The 22948-nt window shown below is 68.4% G+C and carries 20 protein-coding genes; 16 read left to right on the forward strand and 4 right to left on the reverse strand.

Translation table 11 applies throughout. From position 1 onward, the window contains the following. Positions 1-12: 12 nt before the first annotated feature. On the forward strand, positions 13-2142 hold the full coding sequence (locus OO70_RS32910; RefSeq protein WP_043679333.1) for a glycosyltransferase: 2130 nt from the start codon (positions 13-15) through the stop codon (positions 2140-2142). Further along, on the forward strand, positions 2139-3440 hold the full coding sequence (locus OO70_RS32915) for an acyltransferase family protein (protein ID WP_043679336.1): 1302 nt from the start codon (positions 2139-2141) through the stop codon (positions 3438-3440). The genes OO70_RS32910 and OO70_RS32915 overlap by 4 nt, the downstream gene beginning before the upstream one ends. On the opposite strand, the gene OO70_RS32920 is transcribed toward OO70_RS32915, so the two are convergent. After that, positions 3406-4032: a hypothetical protein gene (locus OO70_RS32920; protein ID WP_158711542.1), complete on the reverse strand. Its 627-nt coding sequence runs from the start codon at positions 4030-4032 to the stop codon at positions 3406-3408. The two genes, OO70_RS32915 and OO70_RS32920, sit on opposite strands and share 35 nt — an antisense overlap. A 188-nt stretch (positions 4033-4220) precedes the next feature. Here OO70_RS32920 and OO70_RS32925 point away from each other — a divergent pair, with 188 nt between their 5' ends. Next, entirely contained in the window at positions 4221-4862 is a 642-nt protein-coding gene (locus OO70_RS32925; protein ID WP_043679342.1) for a hypothetical protein, read from the forward strand. Positions 4863-5297: 435 nt separating this feature from the next. Here OO70_RS32925 and OO70_RS32930 read toward each other — a convergent pair whose 3' ends face one another. Further along, positions 5298-5936, reverse strand: coding sequence for a hypothetical protein (locus OO70_RS32930; RefSeq protein ID WP_078651656.1), 639 nt, complete (start codon positions 5934-5936; stop codon positions 5298-5300). Positions 5937-6153: 217 nt separating this feature from the next. Between OO70_RS32930 and OO70_RS32935 the strand changes: the two genes are divergently transcribed. Both OO70_RS32935 and OO70_RS32940 read left to right on the forward strand, forming a co-directional pair. Further along, on the forward strand, positions 6154-7545 hold the full coding sequence (locus OO70_RS32935) for a nitrate/nitrite transporter (RefSeq protein ID WP_043679345.1): 1392 nt from the start codon (positions 6154-6156) through the stop codon (positions 7543-7545). Between the two features lie 136 nt (positions 7546-7681). Further along, the gene (locus OO70_RS32940; protein ID WP_043679348.1) at positions 7682-8845 is read left to right on the forward strand and encodes a uroporphyrinogen-III synthase; all 1164 of its coding nucleotides are present in this window, start codon (positions 7682-7684) and stop codon (positions 8843-8845) included. Between the two features lie 229 nt (positions 8846-9074). Here the strand turns inward: OO70_RS32940 and OO70_RS32945 are convergent, their stop codons facing one another. Next, the gene (locus OO70_RS32945; RefSeq protein WP_407702851.1) at positions 9075-9572 is read right to left on the reverse strand and encodes an anthrone oxygenase family protein; all 498 of its coding nucleotides are present in this window, start codon (positions 9570-9572) and stop codon (positions 9075-9077) included. 220 nt (positions 9573-9792) lie between these two features. Here OO70_RS32945 and OO70_RS32950 point away from each other — a divergent pair, with 220 nt between their 5' ends. From OO70_RS32950 to OO70_RS32975, 6 genes are all read left to right on the forward strand, one after another. Continuing rightward, positions 9793-10386 carry a CGNR zinc finger domain-containing protein gene (locus tag OO70_RS32950; protein WP_043679351.1) on the forward strand — a complete coding sequence of 198 codons (594 nt, stop codon included), beginning with the start codon at positions 9793-9795 and terminating at the stop codon, positions 10384-10386. A 329-nt stretch (positions 10387-10715) separates the two neighbouring features. After that, positions 10716-11237, forward strand: a complete 522-nt coding sequence (locus OO70_RS32955) for a sigma-70 family RNA polymerase sigma factor (RefSeq protein ID WP_019056398.1) — start codon at positions 10716-10718, stop codon at positions 11235-11237. 38 nt (positions 11238-11275) lie between these two features. Continuing rightward, complete coding sequence (locus OO70_RS32960) at positions 11276-12037, forward strand: anti-sigma factor family protein (RefSeq protein WP_043679354.1); 762 nt, start codon at positions 11276-11278, stop codon at positions 12035-12037. A 152-nt stretch (positions 12038-12189) separates the two neighbouring features. After that, positions 12190-14502, forward strand: a complete 2313-nt coding sequence (locus OO70_RS32965; protein ID WP_043679357.1) for a HelD family protein — start codon at positions 12190-12192, stop codon at positions 14500-14502. Between the two features lie 339 nt (positions 14503-14841). Next, on the forward strand, positions 14842-16281 hold the full coding sequence (locus OO70_RS32970; RefSeq protein ID WP_043679360.1) for an NAD-dependent malic enzyme: 1440 nt from the start codon (positions 14842-14844) through the stop codon (positions 16279-16281). A 417-nt stretch (positions 16282-16698) separates the two neighbouring features. Continuing rightward, complete coding sequence (locus OO70_RS32975) at positions 16699-16980, forward strand: HU family DNA-binding protein (RefSeq protein ID WP_019056394.1); 282 nt, start codon at positions 16699-16701, stop codon at positions 16978-16980. A 100-nt stretch (positions 16981-17080) separates the two neighbouring features. Here the strand turns inward: OO70_RS32975 and murA are convergent, their stop codons facing one another. Continuing rightward, a complete protein-coding gene (gene murA, locus OO70_RS32980; protein WP_043679363.1) occupies positions 17081-18427 on the reverse strand; it encodes a UDP-N-acetylglucosamine 1-carboxyvinyltransferase in 1347 nt (448 codons plus the stop codon). A 252-nt stretch (positions 18428-18679) separates the two neighbouring features. On the opposite strand from murA, the gene OO70_RS32985 reads away from it, so the two are divergent. The 5 genes from OO70_RS32985 to OO70_RS33005 all read left to right on the forward strand — a co-directional run bounded on the left by OO70_RS32985 (position 18680) and on the right by OO70_RS33005 (position 22948). Then, entirely contained in the window at positions 18680-19252 is a 573-nt protein-coding gene (locus tag OO70_RS32985) for a YqgE/AlgH family protein (protein WP_043679366.1), read from the forward strand. Positions 19253-19336: 84 nt separating this feature from the next. After that, positions 19337-19624, forward strand: coding sequence for a DUF3039 domain-containing protein (locus OO70_RS32990; RefSeq protein ID WP_078632165.1), 288 nt, complete (start codon positions 19337-19339; stop codon positions 19622-19624). A gap of 217 nt (positions 19625-19841) precedes the next feature. Continuing rightward, positions 19842-21146: an extracellular solute-binding protein gene (locus OO70_RS32995; RefSeq protein WP_043679370.1), complete on the forward strand. Its 1305-nt coding sequence runs from the start codon at positions 19842-19844 to the stop codon at positions 21144-21146. A gap of 42 nt (positions 21147-21188) precedes the next feature. Continuing rightward, the gene (locus OO70_RS33000; RefSeq protein WP_199827457.1) at positions 21189-22106 is read left to right on the forward strand and encodes a carbohydrate ABC transporter permease; all 918 of its coding nucleotides are present in this window, start codon (positions 21189-21191) and stop codon (positions 22104-22106) included. Then, positions 22103-22948: a carbohydrate ABC transporter permease gene (locus OO70_RS33005; RefSeq protein WP_043679376.1), complete on the forward strand. Its 846-nt coding sequence runs from the start codon at positions 22103-22105 to the stop codon at positions 22946-22948. Before OO70_RS33000 ends, OO70_RS33005 begins: the two co-directional genes overlap by 4 nt.

Consider the following 22948-nt stretch of genomic DNA (forward strand, 5'->3'; position numbering starts at 1 on the left):
CGTCGGCTGTCGATGCGGTTCCTGCTGCCGATGCTGCTCCTCGTCGCGCTGCTGGCGATGCTGATGCTGCGCGGCTATGTGCACAGCGAGATCCTCGCCGACCACCGCATCCGGCCCGAGGCCGCGACGAACAAGGTGCCGGACAAGATCCTCGACGGCGGCCCGGTCATCGACACCCGCAGCGGCCGTACGGCCAGCCTGGACGTGCCGGACCACCACATCGTGCTGACGTTCGACGACGGCCCCGACCCGACCTGGACGCCCAAGGTCCTGGACGTGCTCAAGAAGCACCACGCGCACGCCGTCTTCTTCGTCACCGGCACGATGACCTCGCGCTACCCGGGCCTGGTCAAACGCATCGTGGACGAGGGCAACGAGGTCGGCGTGCACACCTTCAGCCACCCCGACCTCTCCTTCCAGTCCAAGAAGCGGATCGACTGGGAGCTGTCGCAGACCCAGCTCGCGATCACCGGCGCGGCCGGCATCCGGACGTCGCTGTTCCGGCCGCCGTACTCGTCCTCCGCCGACGCGATGGACAACCTGTCCTGGCCGGTGACCGAGTACATCGGCAAGCGCGGCTACCTCACCGCCGTCAACAACACGGACAGCGAGGACTGGCAGAAGCCCGGCGTCGCGAAGATCATCAGCAACGCCACCCCGCACGGCGGCAAGGGCGCGATCGTCCTGATGCACGACTCCGGCGGCGACCGCCACCAGACCGTGCAGGCGCTCGACAGGTTCGTGCCGGAGATGCAGGCCAAGGGCTACACGTTCGACAACCTCACCGAGGCCCTCGGCGCGCCCAGCGCGCTCACCCCGGTGACCGGCGTCGACCTCTGGAAGGGCAAGGCGTGGATCTTCCTGGTCCAGGCCTCGGACAGCGTCACGGACGTCCTGGTGGTCGGCCTGGCGATCACCGGCTCCCTCGTCATCGCCCGCTTCGCGCTGATGCTCCTGCTCTCCGGCATCCACGCCCGCCGGGTGCGCCGCAAGGACTTCGCCTGGGGCCCGCCGGTCACCGAGCCGGTCACGGTCCTCGTCCCGGCGTACAACGAGGCCAAGTGCATTGAGAACACGGTCCGTTCACTCATGGCGAGCGAACACCCCGTCGAGGTGATCGTCGTCGACGACGGCTCGGCCGACGGCACGGCGAGAATCGTCGAGGCGATGGCCCTGCCCAACGTCCGCGTCGTACGCCAGCTCAACGCGGGCAAACCGGCCGCCCTCAACCGCGGCCTGGCGAACGCCAGTCACGACCTCGTCGTCATGATGGACGGCGACACGGTCTTCGAACCGGCCACCGTACGGGAGTTGGTCCAGCCCTTCGGCGACCCGCGCGTCGGCGCCGTCGCCGGCAACGCCAAGGTCGGCAACCGCGACTCCCTCATCGGCGCCTGGCAGCACATCGAGTACGTGATGGGCTTCAACCTCGACCGCCGTATGTACGACATCCTCCGCTGCATGCCGACGATCCCGGGCGCCGTGGGGGCCTTCAGGAGAAGCGCGCTGGAGCGGGTCGGCGGCATGAGCGACGACACCCTCGCCGAGGACACCGACATCACGATGGCGATGCACAGGGACGGCTGGCGGGTGGTGTACGCCGAGAAGGCCCGCGCTTGGACGGAAGCTCCGGAGACGGTCCAACAACTCTGGTCGCAGCGCTACCGCTGGTCCTACGGCACGATGCAGGCGATCTGGAAACACCGGGGCGCCGTGCTGGACCGGGGCCCGTCCGGCCGCTTCGGCCGCGTCGGCCTCCCGTGGGTGGCCCTGTTCATGGTGGTCGCCCCGATCCTGGCCCCCCTGATCGACGTCTTCCTCCTCTACGGCCTGGTGTTCGGCCCCACCGAGAAGACACTCCTCGCCTGGCTGGGCGTCCTCGCGATCCAGGCGTTCTGCGCGGCGTACGCCTTCCGCCTCGATCGCGAACGCATGACCCACCTCGTCTCGCTGCCCCTGCAGCAGATCCTCTACCGCCAACTCATGTACGTCGTGCTGCTCCAGTCCTGGATCACGGCACTCACCGGAGGCCGCCTGCGCTGGCAGAAGCTGCGGCGCACGGGGGTCGTGGAAGCGGCGCCCGGCGGTCCGGTGCCGACCCAGCGAAGCCGTAGTGGCAGTGATCGGAGGCCGGTGGCATGACGCACGGATACACGACCGGGGCGGGTACGAATCCGGAGCCGGAGCCCGACCTCGAATCGACACCGGTCTACGGAATTCCCCAACAGCGGCAGCAGGAACCGCAGTTGGCACCGGAACCGGAGTCGGCACCGGAACCGAAGAAGGCGAAAGGCGGCGGCCGGGACCGCTACCTCGACCTCCTCCGCTCGATCGCCCTCGTCCGGGTGGTCATCTACCACCTCTTCGGCTGGGCCTGGCTGTCGGTCCTGTTCCCTTCCATGGGCGTGATGTTCGCGCTGGCGGGTTCGCTGATGGCCCGCTCGCTGAACCGTCCGGCGCTGGGTGTGATCAGGGGTCGGCTACGACGACTGCTGCCCCCGCTCTGGGCGTTCAGCGCGGTCGTGCTGGTGATGATGTTCGCGAGCGGCTGGAATCTGCTCAAGGACCCTGATCTGGGCGGCACTTGGTGGGGCGCGGCGAAGGTGTTCGACTACGTCGTGCCGATCGGTGCGCCGCCGTACCCCGAGCATCTCGGTTCGGATTCCGGCCTGTTGGAGAGCACGTGGGCGGAGCAGGCGGCGGGTCCGTTGTGGTACCTGCGGGCGTATCTGTGGTTCGTGATCGCGTCACCGCTGTTGCTGTGGGCGTTCCGGAGGGTCCCGTGGGCGACGCTGCTGGCGCCTCTGGCATTGACGGCGGTCGTAGGCACAGGTCTTGTGACGATCCCCGGTGAGACGGGCAACGCGGTGTCGGACTTCGCGGTGTACGGCGGCTGTTGGGTCCTGGGCTTCGCGCACCACGAGGGGGTACTGAAGAAGGTCCCGCGTTACCTCGCGGTGTCCGGCGCGGCCCTGATCATGGCCTTCGGCCTGTGGTGGGCCTCGGGTCATCTCGGCCCGGACGGCTGGGACTTGAACGACATCCCGCTGGCCCAGGCGACCTGGTCCTTCGGCATCGTGGTGATCCTGCTCCAGTACGCACCGTCCTGGCAGCAGTTGCCGGGCAGGCTGGCCCGCTGGGACAAGCTGGTGACCCTCTCCAACAACCGTGCCGTGACGATCTACTTGTGGCACAACCTCCTCATCATGGCCACGGTCCCGATCATCGACCAGCTGTACAACCTCCCCTTCATGGAGAGCGACAGCGCGACCGCCCTCCTCGACAAGGCGGACACGTTCCTGATGTTCCTGCTGATCTGGCCGCTCATCGCGGTGGCGATCCTGGCGTTCGGATGGATCGAGGACATTGCCGCGAAGCGGGGGCCGAGGTTGTGGCCCAACGGGGTCAGTGGTGGGGGGAGTCGGCGGAAGGGGATGTGAGAACGGGGACGCGTCGTCGGCGCAGGAGCAGGCCTGCGGGCCGCCACAGGGCGAAGGCCAGGCCGAGGCCGAGGGGGATCTGCAGGAACTGCTGGATCACCGGAGGCCCGGGCCTGTCCCCCCGTTTGAGCTGGGCACTGCCCTGCGGGTCGACGGTCACCGTGTAAGTGCCGCCTACCACCCACTTCCAGCCCATGAGCCCGTTCTCCTCGAACGGAGCCAGCGGCGGGCCGTCGAGGACGGTGACCGTGTAGCGGTGAACGCCCGGATCCATGCCGTCACCGGCGGACCACTGAATCTGTCGGACCCTGACGTGTTCGGTACGCCCGTGCTGGTGCAGCGCCTGCTGATCCAGCTCCAGGCTCTGCAGGAACAGCACCCCGAAAAGGCACACCGCACACAGCAGCCACCGGATGTCCAAGTACCAGCACGTGCACAGGAGTACGCAGCCGAGGAGGATCGCCAGCGCGCACAACGCGTCGATCCACTGGGCATGCGCGACGAAGGCCGTGCGCACGATCAAACGCACGATCGCCCACAGCGCCAACGCCGTGCCGGTGCTTGCGGCGCCCACCAGCACCCGCCAAGCCACGCCTGTCCGCCCTGTACCTGCTTCCTCCGCGCTCACCCTCACCCCTGCTCTCGACGAAACCGCCGGCCTGATGGTGCACGCGTTCCAATGTATGGATTGTTGAACGATCCTTCAATAGAATGGCTCAACATCCCCTCGTCTGCTTCGCGGACGCGGAACGGCGGCAACCAACCGGAGGGCTGCAGGAGATGAGCTGGTATCAGTTCGAACAGGTCGACGACCTCGGGCGGATCCTGTTCTGCGACGACCCCGCGCTGCAGCTCGAGTGCGTGCTGGGGGGCCTGAAGACCGCGGAAGGCACAGTCACCTTCCATCCCGCACAGACACCCCGCATGCCCACCGCCCTCTTCGAGTTCAGGCGTGCCCGGGGCGTGGGCTACTTCGGGTACGTCGTGCCGAACGGAGCCTCGCTCGACGAGACACCCGAGGAACCGCAGCTCGAAGGCGCCATCCTGTTCGGCATGAGGCGCCTACCGCCCGACGTCTACTGCGACCTGCCCTTGATCCCCGGATGGGAGCTGCACGAGATACCCGATGAACAGCCAAAACTGGCGCAGCGCTACGGATACACCTACTCCCGGCTGGAACTGCGGACGCCCGACGGTGAGATCTACTCCCGGACCTGGGTCCCGCACGACCCCGAGTGGACGGCCGCCGCCCGGCGTCACGGCTACGTCGTGTGCCTGTGCGGCGTGGAACTGGGGATCCGCGGGGTGTACGCGATGACCGACGCCCAGCACACCCCGGCCATGCGCCACGAGTCCTTCCGCCGCGGATGCGCGCTGGGCCTGAACATCGGTGGACTGGTCACCTACGTCGACCACCGCTGACGCGCAACACCGGGCCGGCACGCTTCGAGTACGAGCCGGGCCGCGACGCGGCGTCCGAGCGCGCCCTGCGGACGAGGTGAGGTCGACGTGCTGAAATCCCGGCTGTGAGGCTGTGCGGGCTCGGCTGCTACGAGTGCGTTCTGACGCATCGAGCGGGCCATCTCCTCTCAGCCCGGGAGAAGTCCAGCAGGTCTGCGGCCCGCAGCCGTCGCCGGCAGGTCATCCCCGAGCCGAAGCCCAGCTCCTGGGGCCCCGTCATTCCCGGAGACGCACAAGCCGCCTTTTGTCAGGAGTCGTAAGTGGACTTCCGCCAGGGGCGGTTGGGCAAGGTCGGGCTCCTCAATGCGGGGATTTGAGGGTGCGTATCAGGTGCCGTAGGCGTTCGGTTGTCGTCGTCAGGATGACTTCCGGGGTCGGTGGGTCCGGGTGGGTCCGTCAACCGCGCACCGTCAGGTACAGGCCGATACCGGCACAGAGCACCGCGCCGACCGCCAACGGATCAGCAACGACCGACCAGTTGAAGTACCGCCGAAGCCCGGCGGGACCCGGCACCAGCCCGGCTTCCGACTCGGCCCGCACATGAGCCCGCATGGCGTCGTCGCAGACCCTGGAGAAGTCGTAGTACAGGTCCCAGAACGAACCGTCGAACAACGCGAAGTCGATGTTCTCCCCGCCGTGGGTCTCCAGGGCAAGATGGCCTCGCCACGTGTCGCGGTGCAGCCTCTTCACCTCCGAGCAGGGGACCACCACGTGCCGCCACATACCGATGCGCACGATCTCGCCCGGCCGGAGCACCACCCTGATCAGCGAGCCCCGCCACAGGAACGACGCCATTGCCAGCGCCATGGCACACATCACGGCACGGTCCCGTGCCAGGCCCACCGCGTCCAACTGGACCTCCAAGGCGAAACCGACGGCGCCACAGGCCAGCCCCCTGAGGATGCCGACACGCAGCCAGCGCACCAGTTTGATCTCTCCGCGCCGGTTCGGCCGGTAACCCCGTACCCGCTGGACGATCGGGGTTCCGGGCCCGTACCAGTCACGCAACCCCGACTGCCACAGCCCTGACGTCACGTGCGTGACGTTACCGCGACCCATTCCCTCCGACACCGAGAGTCCCCGCGCCGACCGGGTTCCACCTCACCGCGCCCATCCCCGGCTCGTGAGAGCAACGTTCCCTTCCAGTCACTCACAGCCACAGCACCGAAACGCGCCCTCCCTACCTTCGGGACTCATCACCGCTCGTTACCCCATAACGACACCCTGAGCCCCGGACCACCGTGGAGGCGTCATGACAGCCCCAGTCCCAGCCCCCGCCACCGACCCCGCTCCCGCCCCTGGCAAATGGATCGAGCACTGGGATCCCGAGGACGAGACCTTCTGGCGGGAGACCGGTGAGAAGGTCGCCCGGCGCAATCTCGTATTCTCCGTGCTCTCCGAGCACATCGGCTTCTCGATCTGGACCCTGTGGTCCGTCCTGGTGCTCTTCATGGGCCCGGAGTACGGGCTGACGCCGGCCGACAAGTTCCTGCTGACGTCGATGGTCACGCTCGTCGGCGCGGTCGTCCGGGTGCCGTACACCTTCGCGGTCGCGGTCTTCGGCGGGCGGAACTGGACGATCGTCTCCGCGAGTCTGCTGCTCATCCCGACCATCGCCGCCTTCGTGGTGATGAAGCCGGGGACGTCCTTCGACACCTTCCTCTGGATCGGCCTGCTGGCCGGTATCGGCGGCGGCAACTTCGCCTCCTCCATGACCAACATCAACGCCTTCTTCCCCTTGAGGAAGAAGGGGTGGGCGCTCGGGCTCAACGCCGGGGGCGGCAACATCGGGGTTCCTGTGATCCAGTTGATCGCCCTCGCGATCATCGGGGCCAGCGGCGGGCCGCGCGTGCTGCTCGGGATCTACATCCCGCTGATCCTGATCGCCGCCACCCTCGCCGCCCTCTTCATGGACAACCTCACCTCCGTGAAGAACGACACCGGCGCCGCCAAGGACGCCGCGCGCGACTGGCACACGTGGATCATGGCGTTCCTGTACATCGGCACGTTCGGGTCGTTCATCGGGTACGCGTTCGCGTTCGGGCAGGTGCTTCAGGTCCAGTTCGGCCGTACGCCGCTGCAGGCCGCGTACCTCACCTTCATCGGCCCGCTGCTCGGCTCGCTCATCCGTCCGGTGGGCGGCTGGCTCGCCGACCGCTACGGCGGCGCGAAGATCACCCTGTGGAACTTCGTCGCCATGGCCGCCGCGACCGCGATCCTGGTCGTCGCCAGCATGCAGAAGTCCCTGCCGCTGTTCGTCACCGTCTTCATCGTCCTGTTCGTGCTCAGCGGGCTCGGCAACGGGTCGACGTACAAGATGATCCCCGGAATCTTCCAGACCAAGGCCCTCGCGAAGGGGCTCGAGGGGGATGAGGCGGCTGCCTACGGGCGGCGGCTGTCCGGGGCCTCCATGGGGCTCATCGGGGCCGTGGGCGCGCTCGGCGGGGTCGGCATCAACCTCGCCTTCCGCCAGTCGTTCCTCTCCTACGGCTCCGGGACCGGCGCGTTCGTCGCCTTCCTCGCCTTCTACGCCCTCTGCTTCGGGGTCACCTGGGCCGTATACCTTCGCCGCCCGACCGCCCAGGCGCAGGCCAAAGCTTCCGCATCGAAGGCGAAGTCGCAGCTCAGCTATGCCGAGGTGTGACGTAACACCGGCGACATGAAGCCGAACCGAGCCTGTCACGCACCGTTGACAGGCTCGATCGGCATGTAGGCACCGAGCCCTTCCATGTACGACCGCCTGTACGACTGCCTGTACGACTACGTTCGGGACGAGAGCCATGCACGAGGACCAACAGCAGCGACCGGAACGCGCGCAGCACGGCCCCCTCTCCGGGTTCACCGTGGGCGTCACCGCCGCGCGCCGCGCCGACGAGCTGGGGACACTGCTCCAGCGGCGCGGTGCGGCGGTCGTGCACGCGCCCGCGCTGCGCATCGTGCCGCTCGCCGACGACAGCGAACTGCTCGCCGCGACCAAGGAGTTGATCGACCTGGCGCCCGACGTGGTGGTCGCCACGACCGCGATCGGGTTCCGGGGGTGGGTCGAGGCCGCCGACGGGTGGGGGCTCGGCGAGGCGCTCCTCGACCGGTTGCGCGGGGTGGAACTGCTCGCGCGCGGGCCCAAGGTGAAGGGCGCGGTGCGGGCCGCCGGGCTCACCGAGGAGTGGTCGCCGTCGTCCGAATCCATGGCCGAAGTGCTCGAACGGCTCCTGGACGAGGGCGTCGAGGGGCGCCGCGTAGGCATCCAGCTGCACGGCGAACCGCTGCCCGGGTTCGTGGAGTCGTTGCGGGCGGGGGGCGCGGATGTCGTCGTCGTCCCCGTGTACCGGTGGATGCCGCCCGAGGACATCGCCCCGCTGGACCGGCTCCTGGACGCCACGGTCTCGCGCGGCCTGGACGCGCTGACCTTCACCAGCGCACCGGCCGCCGCGTCGCTGCTGTCCCGCGCCGAGTCCCGCGGCCTGCTGCCCGAACTCCTCGCCGCCCTGCACCACGACGTCCTCCCCGCCTGCGTCGGCCCCGTCACCGCCCTCCCGCTCCAGAACCACGGCATCACCACCGTCCAGCCCGAACGCTTCCGCCTCGGCCCCCTCGTCCAACTCCTCTGCCAGGAACTCCCCGGCCGCGCCCGCACGTTGCCCATCGCGGGGCACCGGGTGGAGATCCGCGGCCACGCGGTCCTCGTCGACGGCACGCTACGACCCGTTCCGCCGGCCGGTATGTCCCTGCTCCGGGCCCTGACCCGGCGGCCCGGCTGGGTCGTCGCCCGCGCGGAACTCCTCCGGGCGCTTCCCGGCGCCGGGCGCGACGAGCACGCCGTAGAAACGGCAATGGCCCGTCTCCGTACGGCACTTGGTTCTCCGAAGCTGATCCAGACGGTGGTGAAGCGGGGGTATCGGTTGGCGTTGGATCCGGCGGCAGACGCGAAGTATTCCGACGAGTGAACCGGCGTTGGTGCGGGCGTTGCTGGGGGCTGTGCCCCCAGACCCCCCTTCGGCCCTGAAGGGGCCTCGTCCTCAAACGCCGGACGGGCTGATTTTTCGCGGCCTGTGTTGAGAGGTGCCGACGGGCTGGATTGTGTCGGCCTGTGCCGAGAGGCGAGCCGGGACGGGCCGGATCGTGTCGGCCCGCGCCGAAAGGTGAGCCCGGACGGGCTGGATTGGCCGGCCCGCGTCAAGACGCGAGCCGGGACGGGCTGATTCCCACCGACCGGCGTTGGTGCGCCCCGTACAACACCACCGCCCGCACCAAACACCCCACCCCCACCGTCGACAACACCGCCCGCACCACGTTCCACCCCACCCACGCACTCTCGAAGTGATCCCGCGCCACCGCCACATCCGCCGTGTCCGCGAGGTCGTTGTTCAGCGGGATGTTGAAGGCGACCGTCACCACGAAGGCCAGCGCGTACGCCGCCAACCCCGCCCACACCCACCCCCGGTACGGCGTCCCGCGTACCTGCCAGGCGGCCACCGCGGTCAGCAGCAACGCCCCCATGAAGCTGAGGAAGAACACCGGGTTCTGGATCACGTCGTTGATGTTCCGCATGACCTCGACGAACACCCGGTCGTCGCTGCGCGCCAACGCCGGCATCACCGCGCACGCGAAGATGTAGAAGACCCCGGCGATCAGCCCCATCGAGACCGTGGCCGCACCCAGTACCCAACCCACACCTGTACCCGCACCTGTACCCGCGGCAGTCCTGTTCTCTTTCTCCGTCATGCCCTCCAGTCAACGGACGCGGCACGGACGCCGACATCGCCGAGACGCGCGACCGCATACGCAGCCGTCTACGCGCGCCCCGCCCGAGGGGTTCCGGCCGCGCGAGCGGGCAGGCACTGTAGAGACATCGGTTTCCCGACCGGGGCAATCCCTAGGCGGTGACAGGCACATGGCACTGGGTTCGACCATGGCCCCGTACGAGCTGCGCTTCGACGCCGGGCGGATCTGCCTGGATCTCCTCGCGACCACGCATCCCGAGGAACGGCTCGACTCGCCGGAGCCCCTGCGCGCGTGGATCGTCCGCTCGGGGCTCGTTCCGGCGGCCACTCCGCTCGCGCACGTCGATTCCGGCTGGCTTGTCGGGTTTCGCGAACTGCGGGGGCAGATCAGTCAGTTGGTCCGGAGCAACGCGGCCGGCGACACCCCGCCCTACGACCTCGCCCTCGCCCGCGTCAACGACCTCGCCCGCGCCGCACCCCCGGCACCCCGTGCCGTACGCGGTGAAGACGGCGCGCTGGTGCGGCAGTTGGACGGGCCGCCGGGGTGCGACGGGCTGCTCGCGGTGATCGCGCGGGACGCCGTGGAGCTGCTCACCGATCCGGTCGCGCGGGCCTCGCTGCGGGAGTGCGAGGGGGACAACTGTCCGATCGTCTACCTGGACACGTCACGGGGGCGCAGACGCCGCTGGTGCTCCAGCGAGGTGTGCGGGAACCGCGAAAGAGTGGCCCGGCATCGTCGGCGCGCGGCCCTCGCCCGAGCCTGAGAATCCCTTATGCGGCTTCTGTGAGGTGACGAGACGTCAATTGTCGAAGTGATTTCGACAACAGTGCGTTTCACTCCTCGACCGCACGGGCAGCCCGCGTGATCTTGCTGATGTGGTGGAAATGTAAAGATCGTACGGTGGGAATGTGCCCTCATGTCCCGCTCGTCACGTCAATCCGAAGAAAAGTGTCGCCTCACGTTGAACACCCGCCCACCCGCCCACGTACCTCTTGGCGAGCGACCGACTGGGGGAACCCCCGGACACCGGAGGTGGGCGTGCGCAAGGATTCCGTCGTGGCCAATGAACACGCACCGAGGGCCCGACATCGCATGTCCCAGTCCTCGGAACCTGATGAGGAGCTGATGCGTGCCCTGTACCGGGAGCACGCCGGACCCTTGCTCGCCTATGTGTTGCGGCTCGTCGCCGGGGACCGGCAGCGTGCCGAGGACGTGGTGCAGGAGACGCTCATCCGGGCCTGGAAGAACGCCGGCCAGCTCAATCGAGCGACCGGATCGGTACGACCCTGGCTTGTGACGGTGGCACGGCGCATCGTCATCGACGGTCACCGCAGCCGGCAGGCCCGGCCGCAGGAGGTGGACCCGTCGCCGCTGGAGGTCATCCCCGCGGAGGACGAGATCGACAAGGCGTTGTGGCTGATGACACTGTCGGACGCGCTGGACGACCTGACCCCGGCCCACCGGGAGGTGCTCGTCGAGACGTACTTCAAGGGGCGTACCGTCAATGAGGCGGCCGAGACGCTCGGTATCCCCAGCGGCACGGTGCGCTCAAGGGTGTTCTATGCCCTTCGATCGATGAAACTTGCTCTGGAGGAGCGGGGGGTGACGGCATGAGCATTTACGGGGGATACGGAACGGGTAGTCCTGGTTCCATGCAGGGATCTCAGGGCTCGAACGAACACGAGACCGTCGGCGCCTACGCCCTCGGGATTCTCGATGACGCCGAAGCAACCGCTTTCGAGGCCCATCTCGCCACCTGTGAATGGTGCGCCCAGCAGCTCGACGAGCTGGCCGGGATGGAACCGATGCTGGCGGCGCTCGCGGATCTGCCGGGCTCCGGCACTCCCGCGATCGGCGAGTCCCTGTCCGCGAAGCCCAGCCCACGGCTGGTGGAGCGGCTGGTGGACGACGTCGGTGACCGTCGGGCCCTGAAGCGGCGGCGCAGCTTCTACATGATCGCCGCGGCTGCCGCACTGATCATCGCGGGACCGCTGGCCGTCATCGCGGCCAACGGCGGCGACGGCACGGGTCAGAAGGGTTCGGTGGCGGTGGGCACCGCCAAGGACACCTTCGAAACTCTGTCCGACAAGGTCACGAACACGGACAAGACCACCAAGGTCACCGCGACCGTGGCGATGTCCAAGAAGGACTGGGGCACCCTCGGGGTCGTGGAGCTCAGCAACGTCAAGGGCCCCCTGAAGTGCTCCCTGATCGCGGTCGGCAAGAACGGCGAGCGCGAGACGATGAGCTCCTGGGCGGTCCCGGCCTGGGGTTACGGCATCGCGAACGCCACGAAGGCCGAGGCCAAGGCACCGCTCTACGCCCAGGGCGGAGCGGCCCTCACGCCCAACCAGATCGACCACTTCGAGGTCATGACCTTCGACGGCAAGAAGCTCGTGGAAGTGGACGCGTAACAACTGGTCGACTCGCTCGGTGGGGCCCGGAACGCGCAGGTGCGCGAACCGGGCCCCGCGTCTTTGTCAAGATCCACCGGGCGGGCCCCTCGCTACAGAGGCTTTCTTTCGCGTACGGTTGACGGCTGCCCAGCACGTCAGAAGGGGGCCCGGTGGCCGCACAGGCTCAACAGGAGACCGCGCTCGACACGGTGTCCGACAAATCCGCCCAGGATTCGCTACGGGACCGGGAGATCAGCGTCGAACAGGCACACCTGGACCGGGTGTACCGACGCCTTGAGGAGAAGATCCACGAGGCCGAGTTCCTCATGAACGACGCGGCCAAGCGCGGCCAGGTCGGCACACCCGGCGCGCTCGCCGAACGGGACGCGCAGGTGTTCCGCGCCGGTATCCACCTCAACCGGCTCAACAACGAGTTCGAGGACTTTCTCTTCGGCAGGATCGATCTGCTGCTCGGCAAGGACGGCAAGAAGGGACCCGACGGCGCCTACACCGCCGTGGAGCCCGCCGAAGGCGCCGTGCGGGACGACCAGACCGCCGACATCGCCGAGACCCTCCACATCGGCCGTATCGGGGTCCTGGACTCCGAGTACGCGCCGCTGGTCATCGACTGGAGAGCGCCCGCAGCGGCGCCTTTCTACCGGTCGACGCCGGTCGACCCCGGGCGGGTCGTACGGCGCCGGGTCATCCGCTCCAAGGGGCGCAGGGTGCTGGGGGTCGAGGACGACCTCATGCGTCCCGAGCTGACAGCCCGCCTCGACGGCGACCAGCTGGCCGTCATCGGCGACGGCGCCCTGATGGCCGCGCTCGGCCAGGCCCGCAGCCACACCATGCGCGACATCGTGGCGTCGATCCAGGCCGAGCAGGACCTGGTGATCCGCGCCCCCGCCGCCTCCGTGACGTACGTCGAGGGCGGCCCGGGGACCGGCAAGACGGCCGTCGCGCTGCACCGCGCCGCCTATCTGCTCTACCAGGACCGGCGCCGGTACGCGGGCGGCATCCTCATCGTCTCGCCGACCCCGCTGCTGGTGGCGTACACCGAGGGCGTCCTGCCGTCCCTCGGCGAGGAGGGCCAGGTCGCCATCCGGGCCATCGGCTCGCTCGTCGACGGCGCCGAGGCCACCCTGTACGACTCCCCGGCCGTGGCCCGCGCCAAGGGGTCGTACCGCATGCTCCGGGTGCTGCGGAAGGCCGCGCGCGGGGCCTTGGAGCTGAACGATTCGCCGAGCCGGCTCAGGGTGGTCGCGTTCGGTCGTCGCCTCGAATTGGAGGCCGCCGACCTGGAGCGCGTCCGGCAGAGCGCCCTCAGCGGTACGGCACCCGTCAACATGCTGCGCCCGCGCGCCCGCAAGCTCCTCCTGGACGCCTTGTGGGAGCGCTCTGGTTCGGCCGGCCGGCACACCGACCCCGAACTCGCCGCCGAACTGCGCTCGTCCTTCGACGAGGACATCGCGAGCGAGGACGACTTCATCGCGTTCCTCGACGCCTGGTGGCCCGAACTCACCCCGCGCGCCGTCCTGCAGTCGATGTCCGACGAACGGAAGCTCGGCCGCTGGGCCCGCCGCATCCTCAACCCCGGCGAGGTCCGCAGGGTCGCCCGCGCCCTGAAGCGGGACGGACTCTCCGTACACGACGTGGCGATCCTCGACGAACTCCAGGCGATCCTCGGCACCCCGGCCCGCCCCCGCAAGCGGCGCGACCTGGACCCGCTGGACCAGCTCACCGGCCTCGAGGAGCTGATGCCCGTACGCGAGGAGTCGCAGCGCGAACGGGCCGAGCGGCTCGCCCAGGAGCGCACCGAGTACGCCCACGTCATCGTCGACGAGGCCCAGGACCTCACCCCGATGCAGTGGCGCATGGTCGGCCGCCGCGGTAGGCACGCCACCTGGACGGTCGTCGGCGACCCGGCCCAGTCCTCCTGGTCCGACCCCGACGAGGCCGCCGAGGCCCGCGACGAGGCCCTCGGCTCCCGCCCCCGCCGCCGCTTCACCCTCACGGTCAACTACCGCAACCCGGCCGAGATCGCGGAACTGGCGGCGAAGGTCCTGGCGTTGGCCATGCCCGGCTCGGAGTCCCCGTCCGCGGTCCGCTCGACCGGCGTGAAGCCGCACTTCGCCGTCGTACGGAACTCCCTCTCCGAGTCGGTCCGCGCGGAGGCCGCACGGCTGCTCGACCGGGTCGACGGCACCGTCGGCGTGGTCGTCGCCATGAACCGCCGCGAGGAGGCCCGCCGTTGGCTCACAGGCCTCGGCGACCGGGTCGTAGCCCTCGGCAGCCTGGAGGCCAAGGGGCTCGAGTACGACGCGACCGTCGTCGTATCGCCCGCGGAGATCGCCGACGAGTCGCCCGCCGGACTGCGGGTCCTCTACGTCGCTCTCACCCGCGCGACCCAGCAGCTGACGGTCGTCTCCGCCGAGCGGGACGAGCCGGACGCGAACGGGGTGCCGGATCTTCTCAGGGACTGATCGCGGGGTGCTTTATATGAACTCTCGGGATGGGAATGGCCTTACGGGATCTGTTTGTTAGCCTGGGTGTGACACCGGCCCGATCCAAGCCCCCGGGCCCAACCTTCGTCGCTTAGAGCGACCACTTGCCGCGAGGCGAGCATGGCGGGTCGGTGTCACTTGAACGACAGGAGAGGCCCGCGTCACGGAAAAGTGACGCGGGCCTCTTCTTGTGGTGAACCGCTGTGAATGGCCGCGAACAAAACGTTCGCAATCGGGGGCGGCTAACGCCTACCGGGCAGTAGGTGCGACCATCGGAGCGCGTACTCAGCTCAACGGTGAAAGCAGAGGAAGTCGGCCATGGCTACGGCGCCCAGCGTCTCCTACTCGATCACGGTCCGTCTGGAGGTGCCCGCGAGCGGAACCGCGGTCTCCCAGATCACCACGGCCGTGGAGTCCCACGGAGGCTCGGTGACCGGCCTCGACGTGACCGCCTCCGGCCACGAGAAGCTCCGGATCGACGTCACCATCGCGGCGTCCTCCACGGCCCACGCCGACGAGATCGTCCAGCAGCTGCGCGGCATCGAGGGCGTCACCCTCGGCAAGGTCTCCGACCGTACGTTCCTCATGCACCTCGGCGGCAAGATCGAGATGCAGTCCAAGCACCCGATCCGCAACCGTGACGACCTCTCCATGATCTACACCCCGGGTGTCGCCCGCGTGTGCATGGCGATCGCGGAGAACCCCGAGGACGCGCGCCGCCTCACCATCAAGCGCAACTCCGTCGCGGTCGTCACCGACGGCTCGGCCGTGCTCGGCCTCGGCAACATCGGCCCGATGGCCGCGCTGCCGGTCATGGAGGGCAAGGCGGCCCTGTTCAAGCGGTTCGCCGGGATCGACGCCTGGCCGCTGTGCCTGGACACCCAGGACACCGACGAGATCGTCGCGATCGTCAAGGCGATCGCCCCGGGCTTCGCCGGCATCAACCTGGAGGACATCTCCGCGCCGCGCTGCTTCGAGATCGAGGCCCGGCTGCGTGAGGCCCTCGACATCCCCGTCTTCCACGACGACCAGCACGGCACCGCGATCGTGGTGCTCGCCGCGCTGACGAACGCGCTGCGGGTCGCAGGCAAGGGCATCGGTGACATCCGGGTCGTCATGTCCGGCGCGGGCGCGGCCGGTACGGCCATCCTCAAGCTGCTGCTCGCCGCCGGCGTCAAGAACGCGGTTGTCGCCGACATCCACGGGGTCGTACACGCCGACCGCGAGGACCTGGTCGACGCTAAGCCCGACTCGCCGCTGCGCTGGATCGCCGACAACACCAACGTCGAGGGCCTCACGGGCACGCTGAAGGAGGCCGTGCGCGGCGCCGACGTCTTCGTCGGTGTCTCCGCCCCGAACGTCCTCGACGGCGACGACGTGGCCGCGATGGCCGAGGGTGCGATCGTGTTCGCGCTCGCGAACCCCGACCCCGAGGTCGACCCCACAATCGCCCGTCAGACGGCGGCTGTTGTGGCCACCGGCCGCTCGGACTTCCCGAACCAGATCAACAACGTGCTGGTCTTCCCGGGTGTCTTCCGCGGTCTGCTGGACGCGCAGTCCCGCACCGTCAACACCGAGATGATGCTCGCCGCGGCGAGCGCACTCGCGAACGTGGTGTCCGAGGACGAGCTGAACGCGAACTACATCATCCCGAGCGTCTTCAACGACAAGGTCGCCGGAGCGGTCGCGGGCGCGGTGCGTGACGCGGCGAAGGCGGCGGGAGCGGCGGCGGCCTCGACGGGCACCTCCGCGTCGTAGACCCGTCCTGGCCCCTCGGACGGCGGGTGTGTTGCGGCTGTGAGGATCGCCACGGCCGCCGACACACCGGCGCGTCGCGGAACCCGGGGCCTTCGGTGGCCGTTTATCGTGGCGGCCAGGTTTCGGGCCTTCCAGGCCCGGCCCGACGCTGCCGGGAGCGGACGGAACGTCACCACACTGAGACGGTGGCGCTTTTCGTGTGACTCCCAGGGGTGTTCTCGCGACTCCTACGGGTGCCGGATTGGCTTTCCCGCCGCAGGTAGGGGCAGGATGCGTCTTCGGGCGCGAGGGTCTGGACGACGGACCCGGGTCCGGGGACTCACCGAGGACCCTGGCAGCATCGGCATCACCGTGCCCGATATGCGGCTCCGCCGCGTGGCACGCCTCAAACGGCAAGAAGAACACGGGAGTAACAACATGAACCGCAGTGAGCTGGTGGCCGCGCTGGCCGACCGTGCCGAGGTGACCCGCAAGGACGCCGACGCCGTTCTGGCCGCGTTCGCCGAGACCGTCGGCGAGATCGTCTCCAAGGGCGACGAGAAGGTCACCATCCCCGGCTTCCTGACCTTCGAGCGCACCCACCGTGCCGCTCGCACCGCGCGCAACCCGCAGACCGGCGACCCGATCAACATCCCCGCCGGTTACAGCGTCAAGGTGTCCGCGGGCAGCAAGCTCAAGGAAGCCGCCAAGGGTAAGTAGTCCTTCGCGTACGCGACGGGATTGCGTACGAGGCTCAAGTAACGCGAATGGGGCGGCCACCCGGTCAGGGTGGCCGCCCCATCGTCGTACGTACGACTGCTTATCCGAGCGCCTTGCCCGGCAACTCCACCTTCGCGCCCAGCTCCACGAGCTTCTCCATGAAGTTCTCGTAGCCGCGGTTGATGAGGTCGATGCCGTGGACGCGGGACGTGCCCTGGGCCGCCAGCGCCGCGATGAGGTACGAGAAGCCGCCGCGGAGGTCGGGGATGACCAGGTCGGCGCCCTGGAGGCGGGTCGGGCCCGAGACGACCGCCGAGTGGAGGAAGTTGCGCTGGCCGAAGCGGCAGTGGGAGCCGCCGAGGCACTCGCGGTAGAGCTGGATGTGCGCGCCCATCTGGTTGAGCGCGGAGGTGAAGCCGAGCCGGGACTCGTAGACCGTCTCGTGGACGATGGAGAGGCCGGTCGCCTGCGTGAGGGCGACGACGAGCGGCTGCTGCCAGTCCGTCTGGAAGCCGGGGTGCACGTCCGTCTCGAGCGCGATGGACTTCAACTGGCCGCCGGGGTGCCAGAAGCGGATGCCCTCGTCGTCGATCGCGAAGGCACCGCCCACCTTCCGGTAGGTGTTGAGGAACGTCATCATCGAGCGCTGCTGCGCGCCGCGGACGTAGATGTTGCCCTCGGTCGCCAGCGCCGCCGACGCCCAGGACGCGGCCTCCAGGCGGTCCGGGAGGGCCGCGTGGGTGTAGCCGCCGAGCGAGTCCACACCGGTGATGCGGATCGTGCGGTCGGTGTCCATGGCGATGATCGCGCCCATCTTCTGCAGTACGCAGATGAGGTCCTCGATCTCCGGTTCCACGGCCGCGTTGGCGAGTTCGGTGACACCCTCCGCCAACACCGCGGTCAGCAGCACCTGCTCGGTCGCGCCGACGGACGGGTACGGCAGCTGGATCTTCGTACCGCGCAGCCGCTGCGGCGCCTCCAGGTACTGGCCGTCCGCCCGCTTCTCGATCTTCGCGCCGAACTGCCGCAGCACCTCGAAGTGGAAGTCGATCGGCCGGCCGCCGATGTCACAGCCGCCGAGCCCCGGGATGAACGCGTGCCCGAGCCGGTGCAGGAGCGGACCGCAGAACAGGATCGGGATGCGCGACGAGCCCGCGTGGGCATCGATGTCAGCGACGTTGGCGCTCTCGACGTGCGACGGATCGAGCACCAGCTCGCCCGGCTCCTCACCCGGACGGACCGTCACCCCGTGCAGTTGCAGCAGTCCGCGTACGACCCGAACGTCTCGGATGTCCGGTACGTTGCGCAGTCGACTTGGCTCACTGCCCAGCAGGGCGGCGACCATGGCCTTGGGTACGAGGTTCTTCGCACCGCGGACACGGATCTCGCCCTCCAGCGGGGTTCCGCCGTGGACAAGCAGTACGTCGTCTGAGCCGTTGACGGTCATGAATCTCGCGTTCCGTGGAGTTGGTCAGGGGCCGAAGAGACAGAGTAATCGCCGCCCACCCCCCTCCAGTAAGCCCAAGGACCACCCAGCCACGTCATAGCTGTGTCACAACACGAACCGTTCTCAATCGGGCACATGGGGTCACCGGGCGAGGGTGTGCGCGTCGGACGCTTCGGTGCGCCCTGAGCTGCGTTCACTCAGGTACCCGCATTGCCTCCCCCTTCACGGGGAAGATGCGGGATCATGTCTGGCATGACCGAGGTGTCCTCGCTCACAGGGCGGTTGCTCGTGGCAACACCCGCCCTGGCGGACCCGAACTTCGACCGCGCGGTGGTGCTCCTTCTCGACCACGACGAGGAGGGCTCCCTCGGTGTCGTCCTCAACCGACCGACCCCGGTGGACGTCGGCGACATCCTGGAGGGCTGGGCGGATCTCGCCGGTGAACCGGGAGTTGTCTTCCAGGGCGGCCCGGTCCAGCTGGACTCGGCCCTCGGCGTCGCCGTCATCCCGGGCGGCGCGGCCGGCGAGCGTGCCCCGCTCGGCTGGCGGCGCGTGCACGGCGCGATCGGACTCGTCGACCTGGAGGCGCCGCCGGAGCTGCTGGCCGCGGCGCTCGGCTCGCTGAGAATCTTCGCCGGTTACGCCGGCTGGGGGCCCGGGCAACTGGAGGACGAACTGGTCGAGGGCGCCTGGTACGTCGTCGAGTCGGAGCCCGGTGACGTCTCCTCGCCGTCCCCGGAGCGGCTCTGGCGCGAGGTGCTGCGCCGCCAGCGCAGCGAGCTGGCGATGGTGGCGACGTATCCGGACGACGCTTCCCTGAACTGATCCCTGAACCGATCCCGGACTGATCCCCGAACTGAACGACCCTTCGCGGAACTGATGCCGGTGAGCTTCAGTACCCTTGGCACTATGAGCACTCTTGAGCCCGAGCGCGGGACTGGTACGGGGACCCTCGTAGAGCCGACGCCCCAGGTGTCGCACGGTGACGGGGACCATGAGCGCTTCGCCCATTACGTCCAGAAGGACAAGATCATGGCGAGCGCCCTCGACGGCACTCCCGTGGTGGCGTTGTGCGGAAAGGTCTGGGTGCCGGGCCGCGACCCGAAGAAGTACCCGGTGTGTCCCATGTGCAAGGAGATCTACGAGTCCATGGGCGCCGGCGGGGACGGCGACAAGGGCAAGGGCGGCGACAAGTAGCCGTTCGGCCGGTCTGACTTAGCAAGACTTCGTAAGGCCCTCGGGGCACGCTTCGGCGCGCCCCGAGGGCCTTTTGCATGTCACGAAGTGGTTGAGACCTCTTGTGGGCGCGTTCATCTACTCCTTAATCTCCGTGGTGTTGTGCAGAGCGAAACGCCCATTGCATATGTTGCAACGCCCGCCCGGATTCACGCCCGGATTCCCGGAGGAACGCTCCATGAAGCTCGCCCCCCGATTCGCCGTACTCCTGGCGACCGCTGCCGTCGTCGCCGGCTGCGCGCCCCAGACCTCCGACAACTCGTCGTCCGACAAGGACGACCAGAGCGGCACCCTGCGCGTGTGGCTCTTCCAGGAGGTCGGCAACGACCCGAAGGCGAAGGTCGTCGACTCCGTGGTGGCCGCCTTCGAGAAGGCGCACAAGGACACCAAGGTCGACGTCGAGTACATCCCGATCGACACACGCGCCCAGCGCGTCAAGGCCGCCTTCAACGACCCGAAGTCCGCGCCCGACGTCATGGAGTACGGCAACACCGACACGGCCGGTTACGTCCACGACGGCGGACTCCTCGACGTCACCAAGGAGTTCGGCGCCTGGAGCGAGGCCAAGGACACCGACCCCACCGCGAAGCAGTCCGTCACGGTGGACGGCAAGCTGTACGGCTCCCCGTTCTACGTCGGTGTCCGCGCCCTGTACTACCGCACCGACGTGTTCAAGGACCTCGGCCTGCAACCCCCCAAGTCCATGGCCGAGTTGGCGGCCACCGCCCGGAAGATCCACAAGGCGAAGTCGGATCTCTACGGCCTCGTCGTCGGCGGCGCGTACACGTACGGCGCGATGCCCTTCGTGTGGGCCAACGGTGGCGAACTCGCCACCGCCAAGGGCGGTTCGGGGGGCTCGTACACCTCCGCGATCGACAGTGCCGTCGCGCAGAAGGGCATCAAGGCGTACACCTCGCTGTTCACGAGCGGCAACTGTCCCGCCGCCAAGTGCGCGGTCATGGGCGGCAACGACACGATCACCGCGTTCGCGGCCGGCAAGGCGGGGATGGCGATCGGCGGCGACTTCAGCCACAGCGCGGTCGAGGCGGGCAAGGTCAAGGGCAAGTACGCGGTCGTGCCGTTGCCGGGTGTCGCGTCCGGGTCTGTCGCTCCCGCGTTCGCCGGGGGCAACAACATCGGTGTCCTGAAGAGCACTTCGCACCGCACGCTCGCGGTGGACCTGATGGAGCAGCTCACCTCGAAGGCGACGCAGGCTTCGATGTTCGACGCGATGGGGTTCCTGCCGACGTTCACGGATGTGCGGGACGCGGCTGCGGCGAAGGTGCCGTTCGAGAAGCCGTTCGTGGAGACGCTGGCCGCCGGGACGAAGTTCGTTCCCGCGTCGCCGGGTTGGTCGGAGATCGACTCGTCGCTGGTGCTGCCGACGATGCTGCAGGAGGTCATCAGCGGGAAGAAGAGTGTGGGGGCGGCTTCGAAGGATGCGGCTCGGAAGATGAACGACGCGTTTAGCTCCGCGGGTTGAGCGGTGGCGCCTACTAGCTCGGTTGGTGCGGATCGTTCGCGGGTGCGGGGCCGTCGTGGCTTGTCGCGCAGTTCCCCGCGCCCCTGGGGGAGTTCGGGTACGCCTTGGTTGTATCTTGCCCCGGCTCTCGTCGTCCTTGGTGGGTTGCTCGTCTACCCCATCTATCAGCTCGGGTTGATCTCGTTCTTCCAGTACACGCAGGCCCAGGTGAGTGGCGGTGAACCGACTACCTTCAAGGGGTTCGGGAACTACTCGGAGTTGTTCTCCGACAGTCAGTTCTGGCAAGTACTGCTGGCCACTGTGCTGTTCGCGGCGGCCTGTGTGGTGTCGACGCTCGCCGTCGGCTGTGCGCTCGCCGTGCTGCTCACGCGCGTGCGTGCCGTGCCTCGACTCGTGCTGATGCTGGCCGCGTTGGGGGCGTGGGCGACGCCGGCGGTGACCGGGTCGACGGTCTGGCTGTTGCTCTTCGACCCGGACTTCGGGCCGGTGAACCGGATCCTGGGGCTCGGTGACCACTCGTGGACGTACGGACGCCTCAGCGCGTTCTTCCTTGTCCTGCTCGAAGTGGTGTGGTGCTCCTTCCCGTTCGTGATGGTCACGGTCTACGCCGGGATTCGCGCCGTGCCCTCCGAGGTGCTGGAGGCCGCCGCCCTGGACGGTGCCTCGCAGTGGCGGATCTGGCGGTCCGTGCTGACGCCGATGTTGCGGCCGATCCTGACCGTCGTCACCATCCAGTCCGTCATCTGGGACTTCAAGGTATTCACCCAGATCTACGTCATGACCAACGGCGGCGGCATTGCGGGCCAGAACCTCGTGCTGAACGTGTACGCCTACCAACAGGCGTTCGCGTCCTCGAAGTACAGCCTCGGCTCGGCGATCGGTGTCGTCATGCTGCTGATGCTGCTCGCCGTCACGCTGGTCTATCTGCGCCTGCTGCGCAGGCAGGGGGAGGAGCTGTGAGTCTGCTTCGCGGTCTTGTACGACGGCCCTGGCGGCTCGCGGCAGAAGCCTCGGCGCTGCTGATCGCGGTCGTCGTCGCCTTCCCCCTCTATTGGATGGTGCTCAGCGCCTTCAAACCGGCCGGTGAGATCGAGTCGAGCGAGCCGCGGCCGTGGACGCTCGCGCCCTCTCTGGACTCGTTCCGGCGCGTGTTCGGGCAGCAGGAATTCGGCCGTTACTTCGTCAACAGCCTTGTCGTGGCGGGCTCGGTGGTCATCGTCTCGGCGCTGATCGCCTTTCTCGCCGCGACCGCCGTGACCCGATTCCGGTTCCGCTTCCGGACCACCCTCCTGATCATGTTCCTGGTGGCCCAGATGGTGCCCGTGGAAGCGCTGACGATCCCGCTGTTCTTCACCATGCGGGGGCTCGGGCTGCTGAACACCCTGGGGTCGCTGATCCTGCCTCAGATCGCGTTCTCGCTGCCGTTCGCGATCTGGATGCTGCGGGGGTTCGTGAAAGCCGTACCGGACGCGCTGGAGGAGGCCGCGTACATCGACGGGGCGAGCCGGACGCGATTCCTGTGGCAGATCCTTTTCCCGCTCGTCTTCCCGGGGTTGGTGGCCACGAGCGTGTTTTCCTTCATCTCGGCCTGGAACGACTTCCTCTTCGCCAAGTCCTTCATCATCAGCGACACTTCCCAGTCGACCCTGCCGATGGCCCTGTTGGTCTTCTACAAGCCCGACGATCCTGACTGGGGCGGGGTCATGGCGGCCTCCACGGTGATGACGATTCCGGTGCTGGTGTTCTTCGTACTCGTACAGCGACGTCTGGTCTCGGGGCTGGGCGGAGCGGTTAAGGACTGA

This window comes from Streptomyces xylophagus, assembly GCF_000716435.1.
GTDB lineage: Bacteria > Actinomycetota > Actinomycetes > Streptomycetales > Streptomycetaceae > Streptomyces > Streptomyces xylophagus.